This window comes from Mucilaginibacter sp. OK283, assembly GCF_900110415.1.
Taxonomy (GTDB): domain Bacteria; phylum Bacteroidota; class Bacteroidia; order Sphingobacteriales; family Sphingobacteriaceae; genus Mucilaginibacter.
Genome location: NZ_FODR01000013.1, coordinates 79,337 through 95,696 on the forward strand (window position 1 = coordinate 79,337; position 16,360 = coordinate 95,696).

The window sequence follows — 16,360 nt, forward strand, 5'->3', positions numbered from 1 at the left end:
TAAGCCTTTGGCTTTTTATACAAGCAGTAAATACCATCCAAATAAAACGCCCGTCCTTTTTGAAGAACGGGCGGTCAATATTAAAAGCTACCAGGCTTATTTACCTAACTTTGCTTTTAAGTTTTCGTCTATCGCTGCCAAAAACTCTTCGGTGTATAAATAATCTGTGCCGTGCTCAACTTTCGGTTTAATAGTAATGGCCAAATCTTTGGTCATTTTACCGCTTTCCACAGTTTCAATACAAACTTGCTCCAAAGCTTTACAGAAATCTATCAGCTCCTGATTTTTATCCAATATTCCCCGGAACTCCAAGCCTCTTGTCCACGCAAAAATGGATGCAATTGGATTGGTAGATGTTGGTTTACCAGCCTGGTGCTCGCGATAATGGCGGGTAACTGTACCGTGTGCAGCTTCAGCTTCCATAACCGTACCATCAGGTGTAACCAGCGTTGATGTCATTAAACCCAAGGAACCAAAACCTTGTGCTACCGTATCAGATTGTACGTCGCCATCGTAGTTTTTACAAGCCCAAACAAAGTTACCATTCCATTTAAGGGCAGATGCAACCATGTCGTCAATTAAACGATGTTCGTAAGTAATACCGGCTTCAGCAAATTTTGCCTTATAATCGTTTTGGTAGATTTCTTCAAAAATATCCTTAAAACGGCCGTCATATTTTTTAAGGATAGTATTTTTGGTTGATAAATATAAAGGCCAGCCTTTCATTAACGCCTGGTTAAAGCATGCATGTGCAAAGCCCTTGATAGATTCATCAGTATTATACATAGCCAGAGCTACACCGTCGCCTTTAAAATTAAATACCTCAAATGATTGTTCTGCACCGCCATCTTCCGGACTGAAAGTGATTGTTAATTTACCTTTTCCTTTGGTAACAAAATCGGTAGCACGGTACTGATCGCCAAAAGCATGGCGGCCAATACATATTGGGGCTGTCCAGTTTGGTACTAAACGTGGTACATTTGCCATAACAATAGGCTCGCGAAAAACAGTACCATCCAAAATGTTACGAATAGTACCATTTGGCGACCGCCACATTTGTTTTAGGCCAAATTCTTCAACACGCGCTTCATCGGGTGTAATGGTTGCACATTTAATACCTACACCATATTTTAAAATAGCATTTGCGGCATCAACGGTTACCTGATCGTTGGTTTCATCACGGTACTCGATACCTAAATCGTAATATTTGATATCCAGGTCAAGATAAGGGATGATCAATTTGTCTTTGATGAATTTCCAGATGATCCGGGTCATTTCATCGCCATCCAGCTCAACTACCGGATTTTCTACTTTAATTTTTGACATAGCTGACGTTGTTTTCTTTATTTTAATGGCTTCAAATATATTAATTTGAGTTTACCAAACTAACTAAATAGCATATGAAAATAATTGATGGCTATATAATGACGATTTATTACGACAGTTTATTGTTTTTATAAACTTTGATGCTATTTTTATAAAATTAAACGTTATTACCCCAACGGGCTGGCAAACCAACGCCCTGTTACTTGTATTATGATAAAATTCATCACTAAAACCGTTCTGATAATAACCATTTGTACAGTTTCCTTTTTAGCTAAAGCACAGGTTGGATATGACTATGCCCAATATGATGTGGGTACAGCAGTTGGTGTTAATATTGCCGCTATGGCCGATGTAAATACATTTACTGTTACTCCATCTGTCCACTTTAATTTTAATTACAACCAAAGCCCTTTTATTAATTACGTATTTGAACTGCAAGTTGGTCGTTTAGAGGGGGGCACACTGGCATCGTCATCGGGCAGGCAGTTTGAAAACCACTTTACAGCCTTTTCATTCAGAGGCCAGTTACAGGCCGGCGAGTTTTTGGATTATTCTTCGAGCCCGTTCATGAATGTGATGAAAAACTGGTATACCTCAGTCGGCATTGGCTATATTTCAAACCATATTGTGTCTAAAACAGACGACAAACGCGGCCTTAGATATACTCCTGCAGGAGACAATAACGCCCAGGTGCCTTTTTTACCAGTAAGAATTGGATATGAATTTAAGTTGTATAATCAATATAGTCAGCCAAGCGTTAAAATAGATATAGGGTATCAATATAATTTTATATTTGGCGATAATTTAGATGGTTATACATCAGCACACAATAATGACGCCTATGCCCAATTTACGATCGGTGTAAAATTTGCCATTGGCGGTGTTACCTCATACCGTAAGCAAATTCATTATTGATAAGGCAGATAAGTCTTAGTTCTGATTCCTTTACACTGTTTGCACGCAATATCTTATTACTTGTTGTTTTTTTGGCAAGGTTTTTACCGTATCTTTAATTACAAATTACAAAATCTATGAACGTTCAAAATATCAACCCCGGCGATGAAGATGACGATGCATTAACCGATAATGCCAGTGATCGTGACCTAACATTAAAAGATGAACTTGGTGAAATTATTGATACAGAAGATCTGAGTTATAACGAAGAAGAGGACAGCTTTGAATACGATGTAAAAAGCGACGATCCGGATTACGACCACCCCGACCCTTACAAAACATCAGTAAAAAATGGCGAGGACATGAACTCCACATATGATGAGGCCAACCCTTATGACGCTGCAGATGGTGAATATGCCAACAAAAGATCCATTGAAACAGATGTTGACGACCTGGGGATGCATATTGATGATGGTGACATTGTTGAAGTGGATGCCGCTGATGCCGCACTTGCACATACGCCAGAAGATGACAGAGACGATCTGGATGAAGAAGGGTATCCTAAAAATATTTAATGGTGAGTGGTGAATAGTGAGTGATTAGTTAAAAACTGAATGACTAATTGAAAAAACAACAACTCACTATCCACAAATCACCCTCGCTAATCAAAATCGAGATTAAAGCGATTCCTCAATTCCATCAGTTCCGGATTTCGCGAAGCCATGTACTGAAATTTTTCTATCGATGTATAGGGCTTACGGACAACCTCTTGCTCATCAACCCGGGCGTTTACTTCAATGGTAAAGTTATTTAGCTTACTGCGTAAAAAGTTATGCATCCCCGGGCGCTCTTCCCTGAATAGGTTTTCTTGTACTTTATTGCCTACTAAAATTTCAAATTCGTAGGGCTTTATCATCCGCGGAGCGTTTGATGTAAAAATAGTTACCAGGTTTTTTTTACCATCGGCTTTAACTTTAGCGGCAAAATCACTCCAGTATTTTAAAAAGCTATCCATGGTAAAATCATCCCGGGCATCTCCTTTTAAATAAGGATCTTCTTCTTCAAGTATTTCTTCTTCTGTTTTGGCGGTATCTGTTAACGACGGAGTTAATGTACTCCTAAGCGGCATAATAATCTTAGGCTTTTCGGCAACAGCTTCTTTTACCTGTACAGGCTGGGTAACCGGTGCAGTGTGCCCGTTGGCTTCAGGGGCTATCTTATTATAAACTGGCTGCGCATCGCTTAAAACAAGCGTATCATTAGCTGCTTTATTTGCCGGCAGTGGCGTTATTGTTGGGGTATCAGGTTTTTTTTTTAATCCCCCATCTGTAATGGGAGTTACCGCCAAATTAAAGGCCGAAGGCAAGTGACACATTTTGAGCAGTGCCAACTCAACCTGCAGCCGTTGGTTTTTACTTAACTTATAACTGATATCGCATTGGTTGGCAATATTCATAGCTGATAGCAGGAAGGATACCGAGCCTGCCTGTGATTGCTGCAGGTATTTGTTTTTTATCCCCTCGCTTACCTCCAATAACTTTAAAGTTGATTGATCTTTACTCACCAGCAGGTTACGAAAGTGTTCGCTTAAGCCGGCAATAAAGTGTGCCCCATCAAAACCACGTGACAATATCTCGTCAAAAAATAACAGTACTTTGGCCGTATCCTCTTTAAGCAGGCTTTCTGTTATATTAAAATAGTAATCGTAATCAAGTATGTTAAGGTTATCAATAACCGAACGATAAGTAACCTTACCGCCAGAGAAACTTACGATCTGGTCAAACATCGATAACGCATCCCGTAATCCGCCATCGGCTTTTTGGGCTATAATATGCAGGCCATCGGGTTCATAACTAATGTTTTCTTTGCCGGCGATAGCACCCAAGTGGCCGGCCATATCATCAACCCTGATGCGGTTAAAATCAAATATCTGGCAACGGGATAATATAGTAGGCAGTATTTTGTGTTTCTCGGTAGTAGCCAATATAAATATGGCGTAATGAGGTGGTTCTTCCAGCGTTTTCAGGAAGGCGTTAAACGCCGCCTGCGATAGCATATGCACCTCATCAATAATATAAACCTTGTAACGGGCAGCTTGTGGCGGTATGCGCACCTGCTCAATTAAACTGCGGATATCATCAACCGAGTTATTGGATGCAGCATCCAGTTCGTGAACGTTAAAAGAGTTGCCGTTTTCAAAGGCTTTGCAGCTTGGGCATTCACCGCAAGCCTCGCCATTTTGCTGCAAATTAGTACAGTTAATGGTTTTGGCCAGTATACGGGCGCACGTAGTTTTACCCACACCACGCGGACCACAGAACAAAAATGCCTGTGCCAGCTGGTTGTTTTTAATAGCGTTTTTGAGCGTATTGGTTATATGCTGCTGACCAACAACGGTTTCAAAAGTAGCCGGGCGATACTTACGGGCCGAAACAATGAAATTATCCACAGCACGAAGTTAACAAGAAAATGCCTTATGTTAAAGAGTCAAACGGGCTATTGTTAAGATAAAATTACCAACACTATTGCAAATCATCTTCCGGCAGGTGGTCATCATCTTCCTGATCGGGTTCATCAATATCTTCGCCTACCCGTATTTGGTGCAAGTTGCTTTCTGCATCCAGTTGGTCGTCAAAATCTTCGTCGTCCTCATCATTCCAATCGCCTTCAATGGGATTATCGTCGCGTGGAAATATCATAATCATCTCATTTTTTACCAATCAATAAAATAATTTAAAGCCTCATTAACTACAATCTGTACAATCAACATTTAGCAAGATATACTTAATTGTGTTAAATGTTTAAAAAGCAATCTTTTTTTTTCGTCACAAAAATGTTTTTGATGCCTTCAATACAACACCAAAAGAATTGTAGAGCAGTCCGCCCCTATCATACCCAATGTTATAACCTATATTATAACCATTTTGCAACGATCTTGTCCCCTCTATATAAGTTGAAAGCTCATTTACCTTTTTAAACAAACCATAGCGGCCTGGGATAACTATTCTACCGGCAGACCCTCTAAAGCTATCGGAACCGGTAATATAATTGCCTAAATTCTCGCTGTATGATAGCTTTAAAGTATACATCCATTTAAAAGCGGCAATTTGCGTTGCCACATGAAAAGCGGTGACCCTGTTATTTATAAAATATTCTCTTTCATACGAAGGCAAGCCTGCGCGGGCCGCATTAGCTGCCGTAATAAATGGCGTACCTAACCCTATGTTTTTATATGACCAGCCTTCGCTGTATTCGTAATTATTGTAATAGTTTTCATATCCGGATGCTGTCCTTATACTATTTAACCCGCCCGCCTGATTAGCGGTATATAAAACTTCGACAACTATCTTTTTCCAATTAAAATTATCATCTCGCTTTTTATTATTAGTTATGCTCAATCCGTTTAAACCATCGGCAATATTGGCAAGAGATGCTAATGCCCCTTTATCGTATAAATTTTGGCGATAAACTAACAATGTAACACCGTCAAATTTATATTCTGCGCCGATATCTAATGACCCTACATGATTACCCACTTTGGAGTGGTGATAAACCTTACCTGATAACACGTACCATAAAGTTTGGGAACCGGAAAGGTTATATGACGGAAATATTTCCTTTTCATCGCCCCATAATGCCTCATGATTAAAACCAGCTTGAAGTTTAAATCTCCAGGAAGGCATTCCAATACGTACATATAGCTGATTTTCCAGATAATACGCATCTGACTGATTAGTTTTAGCATGCCTGTAACCAATTCCAACATCACCAACGTAGCCAACGGCCAACGAGGTTTTCAGCGCAAACAATTTACCTAAAAGGGGCAAACTATAATATTCAGGTATTCCTATCTTTACTTTGGGAATACCTAATGCGTTGCCGGATATCGGGAATGATCCGGAAGACAACGTAGAGTCGACCAGCCCGACGATGTCTTTTGAACGGCCAACCTTTAACTCAACAATGCCGGCGTGCGCTTTAACAAATCCTTCAATCAGCATAAACTGACTGGTTTTGCCTGCATTGCCCCTTCCTTCAAATGAAGCGCCCCAGTCAAATGTTTTAGTGGTATCATAGTCCTTTCGGATTCTGCCAATTATACTACCGGAAGTGCCCGAAAGCGGAATACTGCCGAATTGATTTGATCTTAGCCAGAAAGGTACGGTACCGTTGGTGGTTTCAATACCCTGGGCTTCTAAGCTAATATGAACATCTTTCTCCTGGGACCGGGCTACGGAATAAACCGAAACTAAAGCTGCAAATAGAAATACTTTCTTCATATAACGATGTCTGATTATGTTAAGGGGGTGAATAAAAACACAACTTTCAATTGCAACTTTTACATCCTATAAATGAATGCATTAACAAAAAAATAACATTAAAGCCATTTTATTAACTAAAAGAACGAAAAAGCCAACTCTATCGATAGAAATTGAAATTTATATCATAACAAGTTTTTTTAGAAATTATTGTTTTAAGAAAGTTTTAACTTAATCGAAATCTATATTTAAACCAGTTTCAGGCTTATAAAGCTCCTTGTTTTTTGTTCAATAGAAACAGGCGATAATAATGCTGTTTAAGCATTGTTTTTTTAAATATTATCACTACATTTGCAGCCCCGTAATAGCGGGTAATTAATTAAAAATCAAAGAATAATAATGCAACAGTACGAAATCGTGATCGTTCTAACCCCGTTGTTATCAGTAGAAGTTGCTGCCGAGGCTAACGCCAAGTTCAGCAAAATCTTAACTGATGGCGGAGCCGAAATTGTCCAGGAGGATAATTGGGGTTTGAGAAAATTAGCGTACCCTATTCAAAAAAAGACTACAGGGTACTATCACTTAACTGAATTTAAGGCTCCGGGTGAATTAATTAACAAATTGGAGGTTGAATTAAGGCGCGATGAGCGTGTTTTGCGTTTCCTGACCATTGCTTTAGATAAGCATGCTGTTGCGTACAACGACAAAAAACGCAGCGGTGCCTTTAACAAGAAACCTAAAGCAACAGAGGAGGCTTCAAAATAATGGCAAACGAACAAATTAAATACGTTACCGCTCCAAAAGTGGAGGATAACCGTAAAAAATACTGCCGTTTTAAAAAGAATGGTATTAAGTATATCGATTACAAAGACGCTAACTTTTTATTAAAGTTCATTAACGATCAGGGTAAAGTATTACCACGCCGTTTAACTGGTACTTCATTAAAATTCCAGCGTAAAGTGGCCCAGGCTGTTAAACGTGCACGCCACATTGGTTTATTACCTTACGTTACAGATTCATTAAAATAATAGGAGATTTAAGAAATGGAAGTTATTTTAAAACAAGATGTAAAAAACCTGGGTGATAAAGACGATGTAGTAAACGTTAAACCAGGTTATGGCCGTAATTACCTTTTACCTAAAGGCTTCGCCATATTAGCTACGCCAAGCGCACGCAAAGTTTTAGCTGAAAACTTGAAACAAGCTCAGTTTAAACAAGAAAAAATCCGCAAGGATGCCGATGCGATTGCAGCCCGTTTAGAAGGCGTTAAACTTAACATTGGCGCTAAAGCCGGTGAAAGCGGAAAAATCTTCGGTGCTATCAATACCATTCAGGTTGCTGATGCATTGAAAAAAGAAGGTTTTGATGTTGACCGTCGCCGTATCACCTTTGATCAGGAGCCTAAGTTTGTTGGTGATTACATCGCAAACATTAACCTGCACAAAGAAGTTAAGGTACAAGTTCCTTTCTCGGTAGTAGCTGAGTAATTTATATTTCGGAATTCGGATTTTTGATTTCGGATTTTGACTTAAATTTTAGAATTTTAAAAGGTGTTTTGCAATGCAAAACACCTTTTAATTTTTATAGAAACTTATTACAATAGTGCAGCGCAATTACAACTCATCAAAACTGTCCAGTTCAAAACCGGGTAAACGAAGCCTGATATCAAACAGCAGGTTTAACGGCATATTTAAACTTATTTTCAGGATTTTCAAGCTGGGATTTTTACTCTTCTTCGGGCTTAGCTTATTTGGTGTGCTGTTGTATCGTTTTGTGCGCCCGCCTTTTACCTGGCTGATGATTGAACGTGGTTTTCAGCAAAAGGCCCGCGGTGTGGATTGGAAGATAGATAAGCAATGGGTTAGCTTCGATGAGATATCTGATAACATGAAGCGAGCCGCCGTAGCTGCCGAAGACCAAAGCTTTTTAGAGCATCATGGTTTCGATTTCAGGGCGATAGAAAAAGCAATTGAAAAAAACTCGCATAGCAAAAAACTCATCGGCGGCAGCACCATATCGCAACAGGTAGCCAAAAACGTTTTCCTGTGGGAAGGCCGTTCATTATTGCGCAAGGGAATCGAGGCGTATTTTACGGTACTTATAGAAGTTTTTTGGAGCAAAAAACGCATCATGGAGATGTACCTGAATGAGATTGAGATGGGCGATGGTATTTACGGTATCGAAGCTGCATCGCAGGCCTATTTTCATAAACATGCCTCGGAACTAACCAGGCACGAAGCTGCTGCTATAGCGGTGATATTCCCAAGCCCGCTTAAATGGTCGGCCACAAACCCTACAAGGTATTTAAAACACCGGCAGTATCTGATCATGAAAAATATGAAAAGGTTAGGGCCGCTGGATTTTTAAGCCCCCTACCCCCCCTGAAGAGGGAACGAAAGCTCATAAAACCCATGTTAAATGTAACTGTTGTTCCCCCTTCAGGGGGTTAGGGAGCTTCGCTTTTACTTATACCTCCAATGCCTTGATTTACATTCGGCAATCCATTCGGCAGCAGTTTCCATACGCTTCTGACGGGTAGTCTCGCTTTTAGCATCTACAATCCATTCTACATATTCCTTTTTATGCGAGTAGCTAAAACGATCAAAGTTAAGGCTGGCATTGGGGTAAGTTTTCAAAAACTCAGTAAAATATTCGGGGATAACCAATTCGGTTTTGGGGGCCGATGCCTTTTTTATTGCTTCGGGTGTTTTTTTGCCACTTTCATTTAAGGCAATAGCTTGCAGGATAAAATCCTGTAGAATCTCCTTCGAAGGCAAATCTTCTATTTTAGTTATCCGGCCAAAGCTGCCGGCAGAACCATCTCCGATGCTTAATGCGTTATGAGGATCATTCAATAATGTTGCCTTCCAAAAACCGAATGAACAATGCTCTTTAAAAGCAGCCATCTGGCATACCGGGCCTTTATAATCAAAAAACGGGAAGCCCCATTTTACGGTCTCCATCAATAACGGAGATGTTTCATGAACAATTTCCCTGATATACTCCAGTATTGGTTTGGCAAAATCGGCGGCTTTTTCAATAAAAGCATCAACGCGGCTATCGTATTGTTCCATAAAATAAATTTAGTAACAAATTGTTAAATCGCAACCGGCTTGCAACGTTTAAGAGATATTTTGCATCTTAGCTAAAGCAGGTAATTCCGTTACACCAAATCATATAAAACTATGACTATAAGCGTATTCAAATTATTTACAGGAATCATTATATTGGCTTTTACTGTTAGTACCGTTTTCGGCCAGGAAAAAACCACCTCGCCCAGCCCCTTTACTGATAAGGATATGGTTTCGTGGGATTACGCCTCAAAAACCATTGGCGAAGATTATACCATTTATGTGCATTTCCCGCCGGGATACGATACCACAAAAACCAAATACCCGGTACTGTACATGACAGATGGCGACTGGAACATGACCGTTGCCATGAATTGCTTTAACATGCTCAGGCAGGATTATAAAACTACCGAAGCGCTGATAGTAGGCATAGGTTACGGCAACCGCCCAAACAAACGCAACCGCGACCTTAACCCCGAAACCGGCGGGCCAAAATTCATATCGTTTATTGAGCAGGAGGTAATACCCTTTATACAAAGCAAATACAGGGTTAATGATAATAAGGCTTTATATGGCTACTCGTTTGGGGGCATGTTTACCACTATGGTATTGTTTAACCATCCTGGTTTGTTTAATATGATATTTATAGGCGCTCCCGGTAATACCGGGAGGGAACTAATGCCATCGGCACAAAAATACTTTACAACCCATACCGACCTTAATTGCCGGGTGTTTTTAGGTGTTGGATCATATGAGCATGAAAACGCAAAAAACATTGAGCAGTTTACCGCTTACATGAAAAAGCAAAACTGCAAAAACCTGGATATTGATTTTGCTATTACCCCGGGCGCAAACCATGGTGCTGCCCTGGCACAGGTAATGCAAAACGCCATAGCTTTTGCTTATTGCCAAAAACATAAAGCAATACTGCTAACTGCAAAGGAACTTGAATCGTATAGCGGTAATTACAAGGTAGCCGGTGATGAAAAAGACACGTTTAAAGTGTACCTGTCGGGAGGTAAACTATACTTTAAACAAAACGACCAGTTGCCCCAGGAATTTGCACCTTATGCCAAAGATTCGTTTTTTATGTATGAAGATGAAAAAACCGACATCAATTTTAAAACAGAAGACGGCAAAAAGTATTTAGTATTTAATTTCCCAGGTGAAAAGCCGGTGCGATTGGATAGGGTTAATTGATGCCGTTTTTAATACAAAACGTGCTTAACGGCCCGAAACAGCGGTAACAATTATCAGCCATTAACCAAATCCCTGAACAACTGGATATGCCAGCTGTTTTTAAACGGCACCTCCCATTTGGTTTCCAGTTCGGTGAGGTTTTGTACCATATTGTTGTATACAATAGTTTCGGTATTTATTTTGCCCTGTTTCAGCATATCCTCAAAAGCATGGCGGGGCAGGGACAAAATTTCTTCGCCATCGCGGTAGGCCAGGTTAAACCTGTCGAACAGGTTGATGTTGAAATGCTGCCCGATATTCTGCATAAAATGAACTGACTTATCGATAGAGCAGCCGCTGGCGCCTGCCTGGCTTTCATCAACAATCAGTATTAAAAAACGGTTATACCGTACCTCGCCTTTAGCCTTTAGCTGGTTGTTGTGCGCAGTCCATCCGGTGGTGAATTTATCCAGTTCCTGCTGAATTTGTTGCACCACATCGTCGGTTAATTTTTTATCAGCCTGGTAGATCCAAACTCTTGAGTGTTGAGAAAATTCCATTTACAAAAATATCAATTTATTAACTTAGGGTAACATTTTGTTGTCATGAAAACATCAATCTCGCTGTTAATAAAAAAAGCTGCGGTAATTATAGCAATTTTGGTCTCCAGTTGCTTTATTTACGGTTTTAAACCGGGTATGGGCGATCAGGAATGGCTTAATTGGAGCAATAAATGCCTTACCGAGTCGTTTAACCCGCCGCCGGATATTGCACTGAAAAAGTGGGAATTAACACTTACCAACGATTATTTTTTGCGTTTAAGGAAAACTTATCAACACGACAGGCAAGAGTATTTTTCGTTTAATTTACACCGCCTCAACAATGTAGAATACCTGGGCAGCGATACCACCGGAATTCTTAAACTAAGCACCCTAACCGACGATATTATTGTACAAACCTACGAAGATCCGAAGGGCGACCTTGACTCGATGGCTACCACCATTGATCTGCCTGTAAAACACATGAGCCCGGCAAGGTTGGATAGCTTAAAAACAGCATTGAATTATTTTAAGACGAGGGGTTTATGAGATTCGGGCTGATCTTAAAACTTATGTTGTTTACGTGTTAACATTTAAATAACTGAGCTACCCGTTACAAGCAAATAGCCACCCGGCGAATGCCGAATAGCTATTTGTTTACCCCCCTAATATTTTGTGTCGGCAATTAACGATCATGGGTATAAAACGCAATTTCCTCCATCGTCATGAAATTGCCGCCGCCCCAGTTAGTGAGTAATTTAAACCTGTAGTACCTGAATTTGGGCGTACCATTGGCCACGGTAAATTCTTCGCCGGCCAATGCAAAGGCGATATCGGCGGCTGTGTTTTGTCCCCGTGGCAAGCCCGACGGTTTTACCGAAGTATAGGAGCCTATTTTTGTCCAGCTGGAAAAACTACCATCTGAAGATGGGCTGTTGCTACCGTACAGTTCAAAGGTTTTCACGCTCTCCAGGTTATACAGCCTGTCATTTGCCTGCCAAACTTTAAAACGGCTTATGGATGCTGATGCCCCGCTATCAAATGTAAACCAGCACGGGATGATAGATTGCGTGGCAAAGCCCGGCGGGTTATAATTTTCGTCCCACAGGTAGCTTTGCAGCCAGCCGTAGCCGCCTTCATCTACATCGGTAGGTAAAGTAACCAGGGCGAATTTTGATTTATCAAGCTGCCTTTCAAACTTTGGCAAAGTAACTGTTGATACCGGGGGCGAAAACGTTTCAAACGCGGTTGAATCGGGCTTGTATAATGATTTGTAGGTAAGCTGTGTGCTTTCTTTATAATCGGGCAGTTCGGTACTGGTTTCGGTTGGCGGTATCACTATTTTGCGGGCCGCGCCGTTTTGCCCGGTATAATTAATTTCCACCCCTAACTCTCCGCCGGCAGGTTCGCCCCAGCTCAGTTCTATCTTATTGCCATCGGCACTTTCAGTTAACGATTTTAACGTTCTGTTGGTTAATGATGTAAGGTAGCTTGGGCCATAAACTATACCCGATCCGTTAATAACCACCGACTTATGGTTTTGGCTATCAAACGTGTATACCGTAAAATTATAGTTGCCTTCAGTGAGGTTAGGAACAATCACTTTAACAGTGTCCTTACCGCCCGAATGCGTTACAGCTACATCAGTAGAGTCGACCTGGTTATTCCAGTATACCCTGATTTTTGTAACCAGCGGATCGTTGCCTAAAACTACTGCTAATTGTACGCGGTTGTACCCCGCATGTACCAGCATGGTATCTGCCCGGCCGGGGTAAGTAATCTCTCCGCCCTTTTCATATTTTTTGTAAGCATCGCCCGTTGTTTTTGTGCAGGAGCTTAACCCGGCAATAAGGCCAAGCACATACAGGAGGGCAAAATATTTTATCGTCTTCATAAAACTCGTCTCTTTAAATAGTTAATTAATGGGCATCCCCGTACATCATCAGCTCATAAAAATTGACGTACGATCCGTTTGACCAATTTTTTAATGTTTTGAACCTGATGTAACGTACTTTGGGTGTATTTAGCGGGAAGGTTACGGTTTCGCCAGCAAGCGCCGCATCTATATCAGCCTGCGAAAGCTGCCCCTCGGGCAAGCCTGACGGTTTGATTTGTGTATGCGAAACCAGCAGCGTCCAGCTACTGTCGTAACTGCCATCGGGGTTAGGGTTGTTTGATCCCCATATTTCAACCACCCTTGGGTTGTGCAGCGTATAAAAGAAACCCGGACGCATAAACCACACCAGGCGGCTCAGTTTGGCGGTTACCCCCATATCAAAAGTAAATTGCTGCGGCATCCGCGATGCATCACCGGTGTGGTAATAACCATCATTTACATTGCCATCAAAAAGGCCGGCTATGTTGCCGCCGTAGCCAAGCGGGGCATCGGTAGGTAAAACTATGCCTTTCATTTTTGTACGGTCAAGCAATTGCTCAAACAATGGGGTTACCGTTACTATAAGGGTATCTGAAAGGTTGCCCCATCTGTCGCGCACAAAAATGCCAAATTTGGTAGGCGTTGCCGGGAGGCCCCTTGTTGAAAAATCGCCTTTTTTAAGGCTGGTATAATCGGTGTTGATGGGCACAAATTGTTTAAGCGAATCGTTAGCAAGCACAACAATAGCCAGGCTTTCTTCGGTGGCGTTTACAAATTTTACGTTGATGCCGCCAAAATCGGGCGATACCACCAGGCTATCGCGCACCAGGCTCACCGAGGGCGTTAAAGGGTGCACCGTTACAACGGTTGGGGCCGATACGTTCTCGCTTTTATCAACCGCATACAACGTAACCTGGTAAGCATCGGTATCGCCAAAGCCAACTACCGTTAAATTACTGTTATAGCGGCTCACCTTGGTTTCGCGCACGGCGCCCTGTTTGGTGGTGTACACGGCCCTGATGTATAACAAATCGGCATCGTTAGGCAGGGCATAGCTTATTTTTGCCGAGCCATGCAGGTTCTCGACGCTTACGCCGGTTACAGGCCCCGGCGCAACCCCATCTTTTGTAACAGGCTCAAGCTTATCCTGCTTACAGGAGTTTAGGCCCAGTACAGCCAAACTCACCAGGCACATTAATAATATCTTTTTCATTATCTTATATTTTAGATGGATATAATTTTTTTCCGACATCATTTACATTTTAATTACCATCCAGAGTTTTGAACCAGGTTTGGATTAACCTGCAAATTGTACTCTTTAATTGGCCAGAAATAATCGCGCGGGGCCACAAACCTGGGGCTGTACAGCAGCACCCTGCGGTTATAATCTTCATAGCTGCTTTGTAAAATATCCCAGCCGTAAATTGGCGCGCTTAATACCTGCGGCGCGGTTTTCCAGCGGCGAAGGTCCCAAAAGCGGCTGCCTTCAAACGCCATCTCGATACCGCGCTCCTGGCGGATGATGTCGCGCAAGCCGCTAACGCTGGTATATTTGGCCGGATTGGTAGAAAAATTGGTCCATGAGCTCTCTACCGATTTTAAGCCTGCCCTTGTCCTGATCTGGTTTAGATAAGGCAAAGCAGCAGCCGAATTACCCGATTCATTTAAAGCTTCGGCATATAACAGGTACAAATCGCTAAGGCGCATTACCGGCCATGGGTACGATTCGAGCGTTACGTTGGTAGATGAAAATACCAGGTTCCAGTTCACAATTTTTTTGGTGTAATAGCCGGTAATGGAATATAAACGGCTTTGCTTTTTACCTGTGTACTGCTCCAGTTTACTTTGCACGTTGTAAGTGCCATTTTTCATAAACCAGGTTGAGCCATCAAAGGCCATATCGGCATAAAAACGGCGCTCCCTGTCAAAATGCAGGCCCACGGTTTGGTAACCGTTTTGCATACCGGCATCGGCGCTTGTGGTAGTGCGCAGTTTAAAGCGGTTGGCGTAGTCCCAGGTTTTATCTTCTTCAATAGGTACGCCGTTTTTGGTGTAAAACAGCTCGGCCATTTTTAGCGGCGGCGCCAGCTTGCCTTTTAAATCAAGATTGATGTTGTTGGGGTCAAGCTGCGGAATGGCAAACTCCTGTAACCAAAAGGTTGGGTTGCCACTTGATGTTAAGCCCCAGATCAGTTCGCTATTCCACTTTTCGCAAACCGAATTGCGGATGTTCATTTCTACCTTGGTTACATCATCAACAGCGGTAATACCCGGTGTAAAATAATACAGCTTTAACCCTGCTGCCGCTGCGGCATCAATGGCAACTTTACAGGCGGCAGCAGCCCTTGCCCATTTGGTGGCATCATACTGCGGGTTAAAAAGCAGCTTACCATTATTGGCCTTCAGGCCTGCAAAATCATTATTACCGTTAAATAAAGGGCTTGCGCCGGTAACCAGCACACGGGCTTTAATAGCAAGCGCGGCTACCTTGGTAACCCGCCCAAGCTCGGTTGACGCACTGGTAATTACGCTTGGCAAGCCGGTGTTATCATCGCCTGCGGCAGCATCATCAAGTAGTCGGGCAATGTAATTCACTACCGAATCGGCCGGCTGGCGGTATACTTTAACCTCATCGGGTGGCGCGGTTATGGCTATATTTTTATCCATGATGGGTATAGGCCCATACATCCTGAACAGGTACCAGTGAAAATATGCTTTTAAAAATTTGGCCTCGGCTACCCAGCGTACTTTAACATAGGGCTGCAAATCGGTTACTTTATCCAAATTATCTAAAAAGGTATTACAGGCCCTTATGCCCTGCCATAACGATTTGCCGTCATAGCCATCCCAGTAGTTCATGTAAGGGTCGGCCCGGTTTTGGTTACCGCGGGCAATGTTATAGGGGTCAAGGTAAAAAAAGTCTTCGGTCATGGGCCAGTAAGTCCAGGCTTCGTCGCCACCGCTGAAGGCGGGGTTTTTATCAGGGTGCCCTTCCTGCGGCAGGTATGAGTACAGGGTAAACAAGTATTTTTCGGCCTCGTTGCGGTTGGCAAAGGCATTATCGATGGTTGCCACGTTATCGGGCACTACATCAAGGTAACTTTTTTTACAGGACGGCATGCCTGCCACGATGAGCAGCAACAAGGCAAGGCCCATAGATTTTCGACCTAAAAGGCCTGAATATCGGGTGTATATAGTTAACAATTTCATCTCGAT

Annotated in this window: 17 protein-coding genes; 8 read left to right on the plus strand and 9 right to left on the minus strand. The window is 42.1% G+C overall.

Features of this window, described 5'->3' with window-relative positions; all coding sequences use genetic code 11:
• Window positions 1-96 precede the first annotated feature (96 nt).
• Complete coding sequence (locus BMX56_RS24440; RefSeq protein ID WP_090652327.1) at window positions 97-1,326, minus strand: NADP-dependent isocitrate dehydrogenase; 1,230 nt, start codon at window positions 1,324-1,326, stop codon at window positions 97-99.
• A gap of 210 nt (window positions 1,327-1,536) precedes the next feature.
• Between BMX56_RS24440 and BMX56_RS24445 the strand changes: the two genes are divergently transcribed.
• Together BMX56_RS24445 and BMX56_RS24450 are read left to right on the plus strand one after the other, a co-directional pair.
• Window positions 1,537-2,241, plus strand: a complete 705-nt coding sequence (locus BMX56_RS24445) for a hypothetical protein (protein ID WP_090652328.1) — start codon at window positions 1,537-1,539, stop codon at window positions 2,239-2,241.
• Between the two features lie 116 nt (window positions 2,242-2,357).
• Window positions 2,358-2,795, plus strand: coding sequence for a hypothetical protein (locus BMX56_RS24450; protein ID WP_090652329.1), 438 nt, complete (start codon window positions 2,358-2,360; stop codon window positions 2,793-2,795).
• A gap of 86 nt (window positions 2,796-2,881) precedes the next feature.
• Here the strand turns inward: BMX56_RS24450 and BMX56_RS24455 are convergent, their stop codons facing one another.
• From BMX56_RS24455 to BMX56_RS24465, 3 genes are all read right to left on the minus strand, one after another.
• Window positions 2,882-4,669 (minus strand): DNA polymerase III subunit gamma/tau, encoded by a 1,788-nt coding sequence (locus BMX56_RS24455; protein WP_090652330.1) that lies wholly within the window; start codon window positions 4,667-4,669, stop codon window positions 2,882-2,884.
• A gap of 73 nt (window positions 4,670-4,742) precedes the next feature.
• Window positions 4,743-4,919: a hypothetical protein gene (locus BMX56_RS30280; RefSeq protein WP_177183904.1), complete on the minus strand. Its 177-nt coding sequence runs from the start codon at window positions 4,917-4,919 to the stop codon at window positions 4,743-4,745.
• 126 nt (window positions 4,920-5,045) lie between these two features.
• Window positions 5,046-6,500 (minus strand): capsule assembly Wzi family protein, encoded by a 1,455-nt coding sequence (locus tag BMX56_RS24465; protein WP_090652332.1) that lies wholly within the window; start codon window positions 6,498-6,500, stop codon window positions 5,046-5,048.
• A 378-nt stretch (window positions 6,501-6,878) separates the two neighbouring features.
• Between BMX56_RS24465 and rpsF the strand changes: the two genes are divergently transcribed.
• The 4 genes from rpsF (at window position 6,879) to mtgA (ending at window position 8,846) form a co-directional block, all read left to right on the plus strand.
• Window positions 6,879-7,244, plus strand: a complete 366-nt coding sequence (rpsF, locus tag BMX56_RS24470; protein WP_090652333.1) for a 30S ribosomal protein S6 — start codon at window positions 6,879-6,881, stop codon at window positions 7,242-7,244.
• Window positions 7,244-7,507, plus strand: coding sequence for a 30S ribosomal protein S18 (gene rpsR / locus BMX56_RS24475; protein ID WP_022833472.1), 264 nt, complete (start codon window positions 7,244-7,246; stop codon window positions 7,505-7,507). Before rpsF ends, rpsR begins: the two co-directional genes overlap by 1 nt.
• A 15-nt stretch (window positions 7,508-7,522) precedes the next feature.
• Window positions 7,523-7,966 (plus strand): 50S ribosomal protein L9, encoded by a 444-nt coding sequence (rplI, locus tag BMX56_RS24480; protein ID WP_090652334.1) that lies wholly within the window; start codon window positions 7,523-7,525, stop codon window positions 7,964-7,966.
• Window positions 7,967-8,081: 115 nt separating this feature from the next.
• Complete coding sequence (mtgA, locus tag BMX56_RS24485; protein WP_369829651.1) at window positions 8,082-8,846, plus strand: monofunctional biosynthetic peptidoglycan transglycosylase; 765 nt, start codon at window positions 8,082-8,084, stop codon at window positions 8,844-8,846.
• A gap of 95 nt (window positions 8,847-8,941) precedes the next feature.
• Here mtgA and BMX56_RS24490 read toward each other — a convergent pair whose 3' ends face one another.
• On the minus strand, window positions 8,942-9,553 hold the full coding sequence (locus BMX56_RS24490; protein WP_090652335.1) for a YdeI/OmpD-associated family protein: 612 nt from the start codon (window positions 9,551-9,553) through the stop codon (window positions 8,942-8,944).
• Window positions 9,554-9,664: 111 nt separating this feature from the next.
• Here BMX56_RS24490 and BMX56_RS24495 point away from each other — a divergent pair, with 111 nt between their 5' ends.
• Complete coding sequence (locus BMX56_RS24495) at window positions 9,665-10,750, plus strand: alpha/beta hydrolase (RefSeq protein WP_090652336.1); 1,086 nt, start codon at window positions 9,665-9,667, stop codon at window positions 10,748-10,750.
• A gap of 53 nt (window positions 10,751-10,803) precedes the next feature.
• Here BMX56_RS24495 and BMX56_RS24500 read toward each other — a convergent pair whose 3' ends face one another.
• Window positions 10,804-11,289: an ABC transporter ATPase gene (locus BMX56_RS24500; protein ID WP_090652337.1), complete on the minus strand. Its 486-nt coding sequence runs from the start codon at window positions 11,287-11,289 to the stop codon at window positions 10,804-10,806.
• 45 nt (window positions 11,290-11,334) lie between these two features.
• Between BMX56_RS24500 and BMX56_RS24505 the strand changes: the two genes are divergently transcribed.
• The gene (locus tag BMX56_RS24505) at window positions 11,335-11,817 is read left to right on the plus strand and encodes a hypothetical protein (protein ID WP_090652338.1); all 483 of its coding nucleotides are present in this window, start codon (window positions 11,335-11,337) and stop codon (window positions 11,815-11,817) included.
• 136 nt (window positions 11,818-11,953) lie between these two features.
• Here BMX56_RS24505 and BMX56_RS24510 read toward each other — a convergent pair whose 3' ends face one another.
• From BMX56_RS24510 to BMX56_RS24520, 3 genes are read right to left on the minus strand one after another with little or no spacing between them, the layout of a single operon-like run.
• Complete coding sequence (locus BMX56_RS24510) at window positions 11,954-13,162, minus strand: DUF4998 domain-containing protein (RefSeq protein WP_090652339.1); 1,209 nt, start codon at window positions 13,160-13,162, stop codon at window positions 11,954-11,956.
• A gap of 25 nt (window positions 13,163-13,187) precedes the next feature.
• Window positions 13,188-14,357, minus strand: coding sequence for a DUF5000 domain-containing lipoprotein (locus BMX56_RS24515; protein WP_177183905.1), 1,170 nt, complete (start codon window positions 14,355-14,357; stop codon window positions 13,188-13,190).
• A 53-nt stretch (window positions 14,358-14,410) separates the two neighbouring features.
• A complete protein-coding gene (locus BMX56_RS24520) occupies window positions 14,411-16,354 on the minus strand; it encodes a RagB/SusD family nutrient uptake outer membrane protein (RefSeq protein ID WP_218152483.1) in 1,944 nt (647 codons plus the stop codon).
• Between the last annotated feature and the right edge of the window lie 6 nt (window positions 16,355-16,360).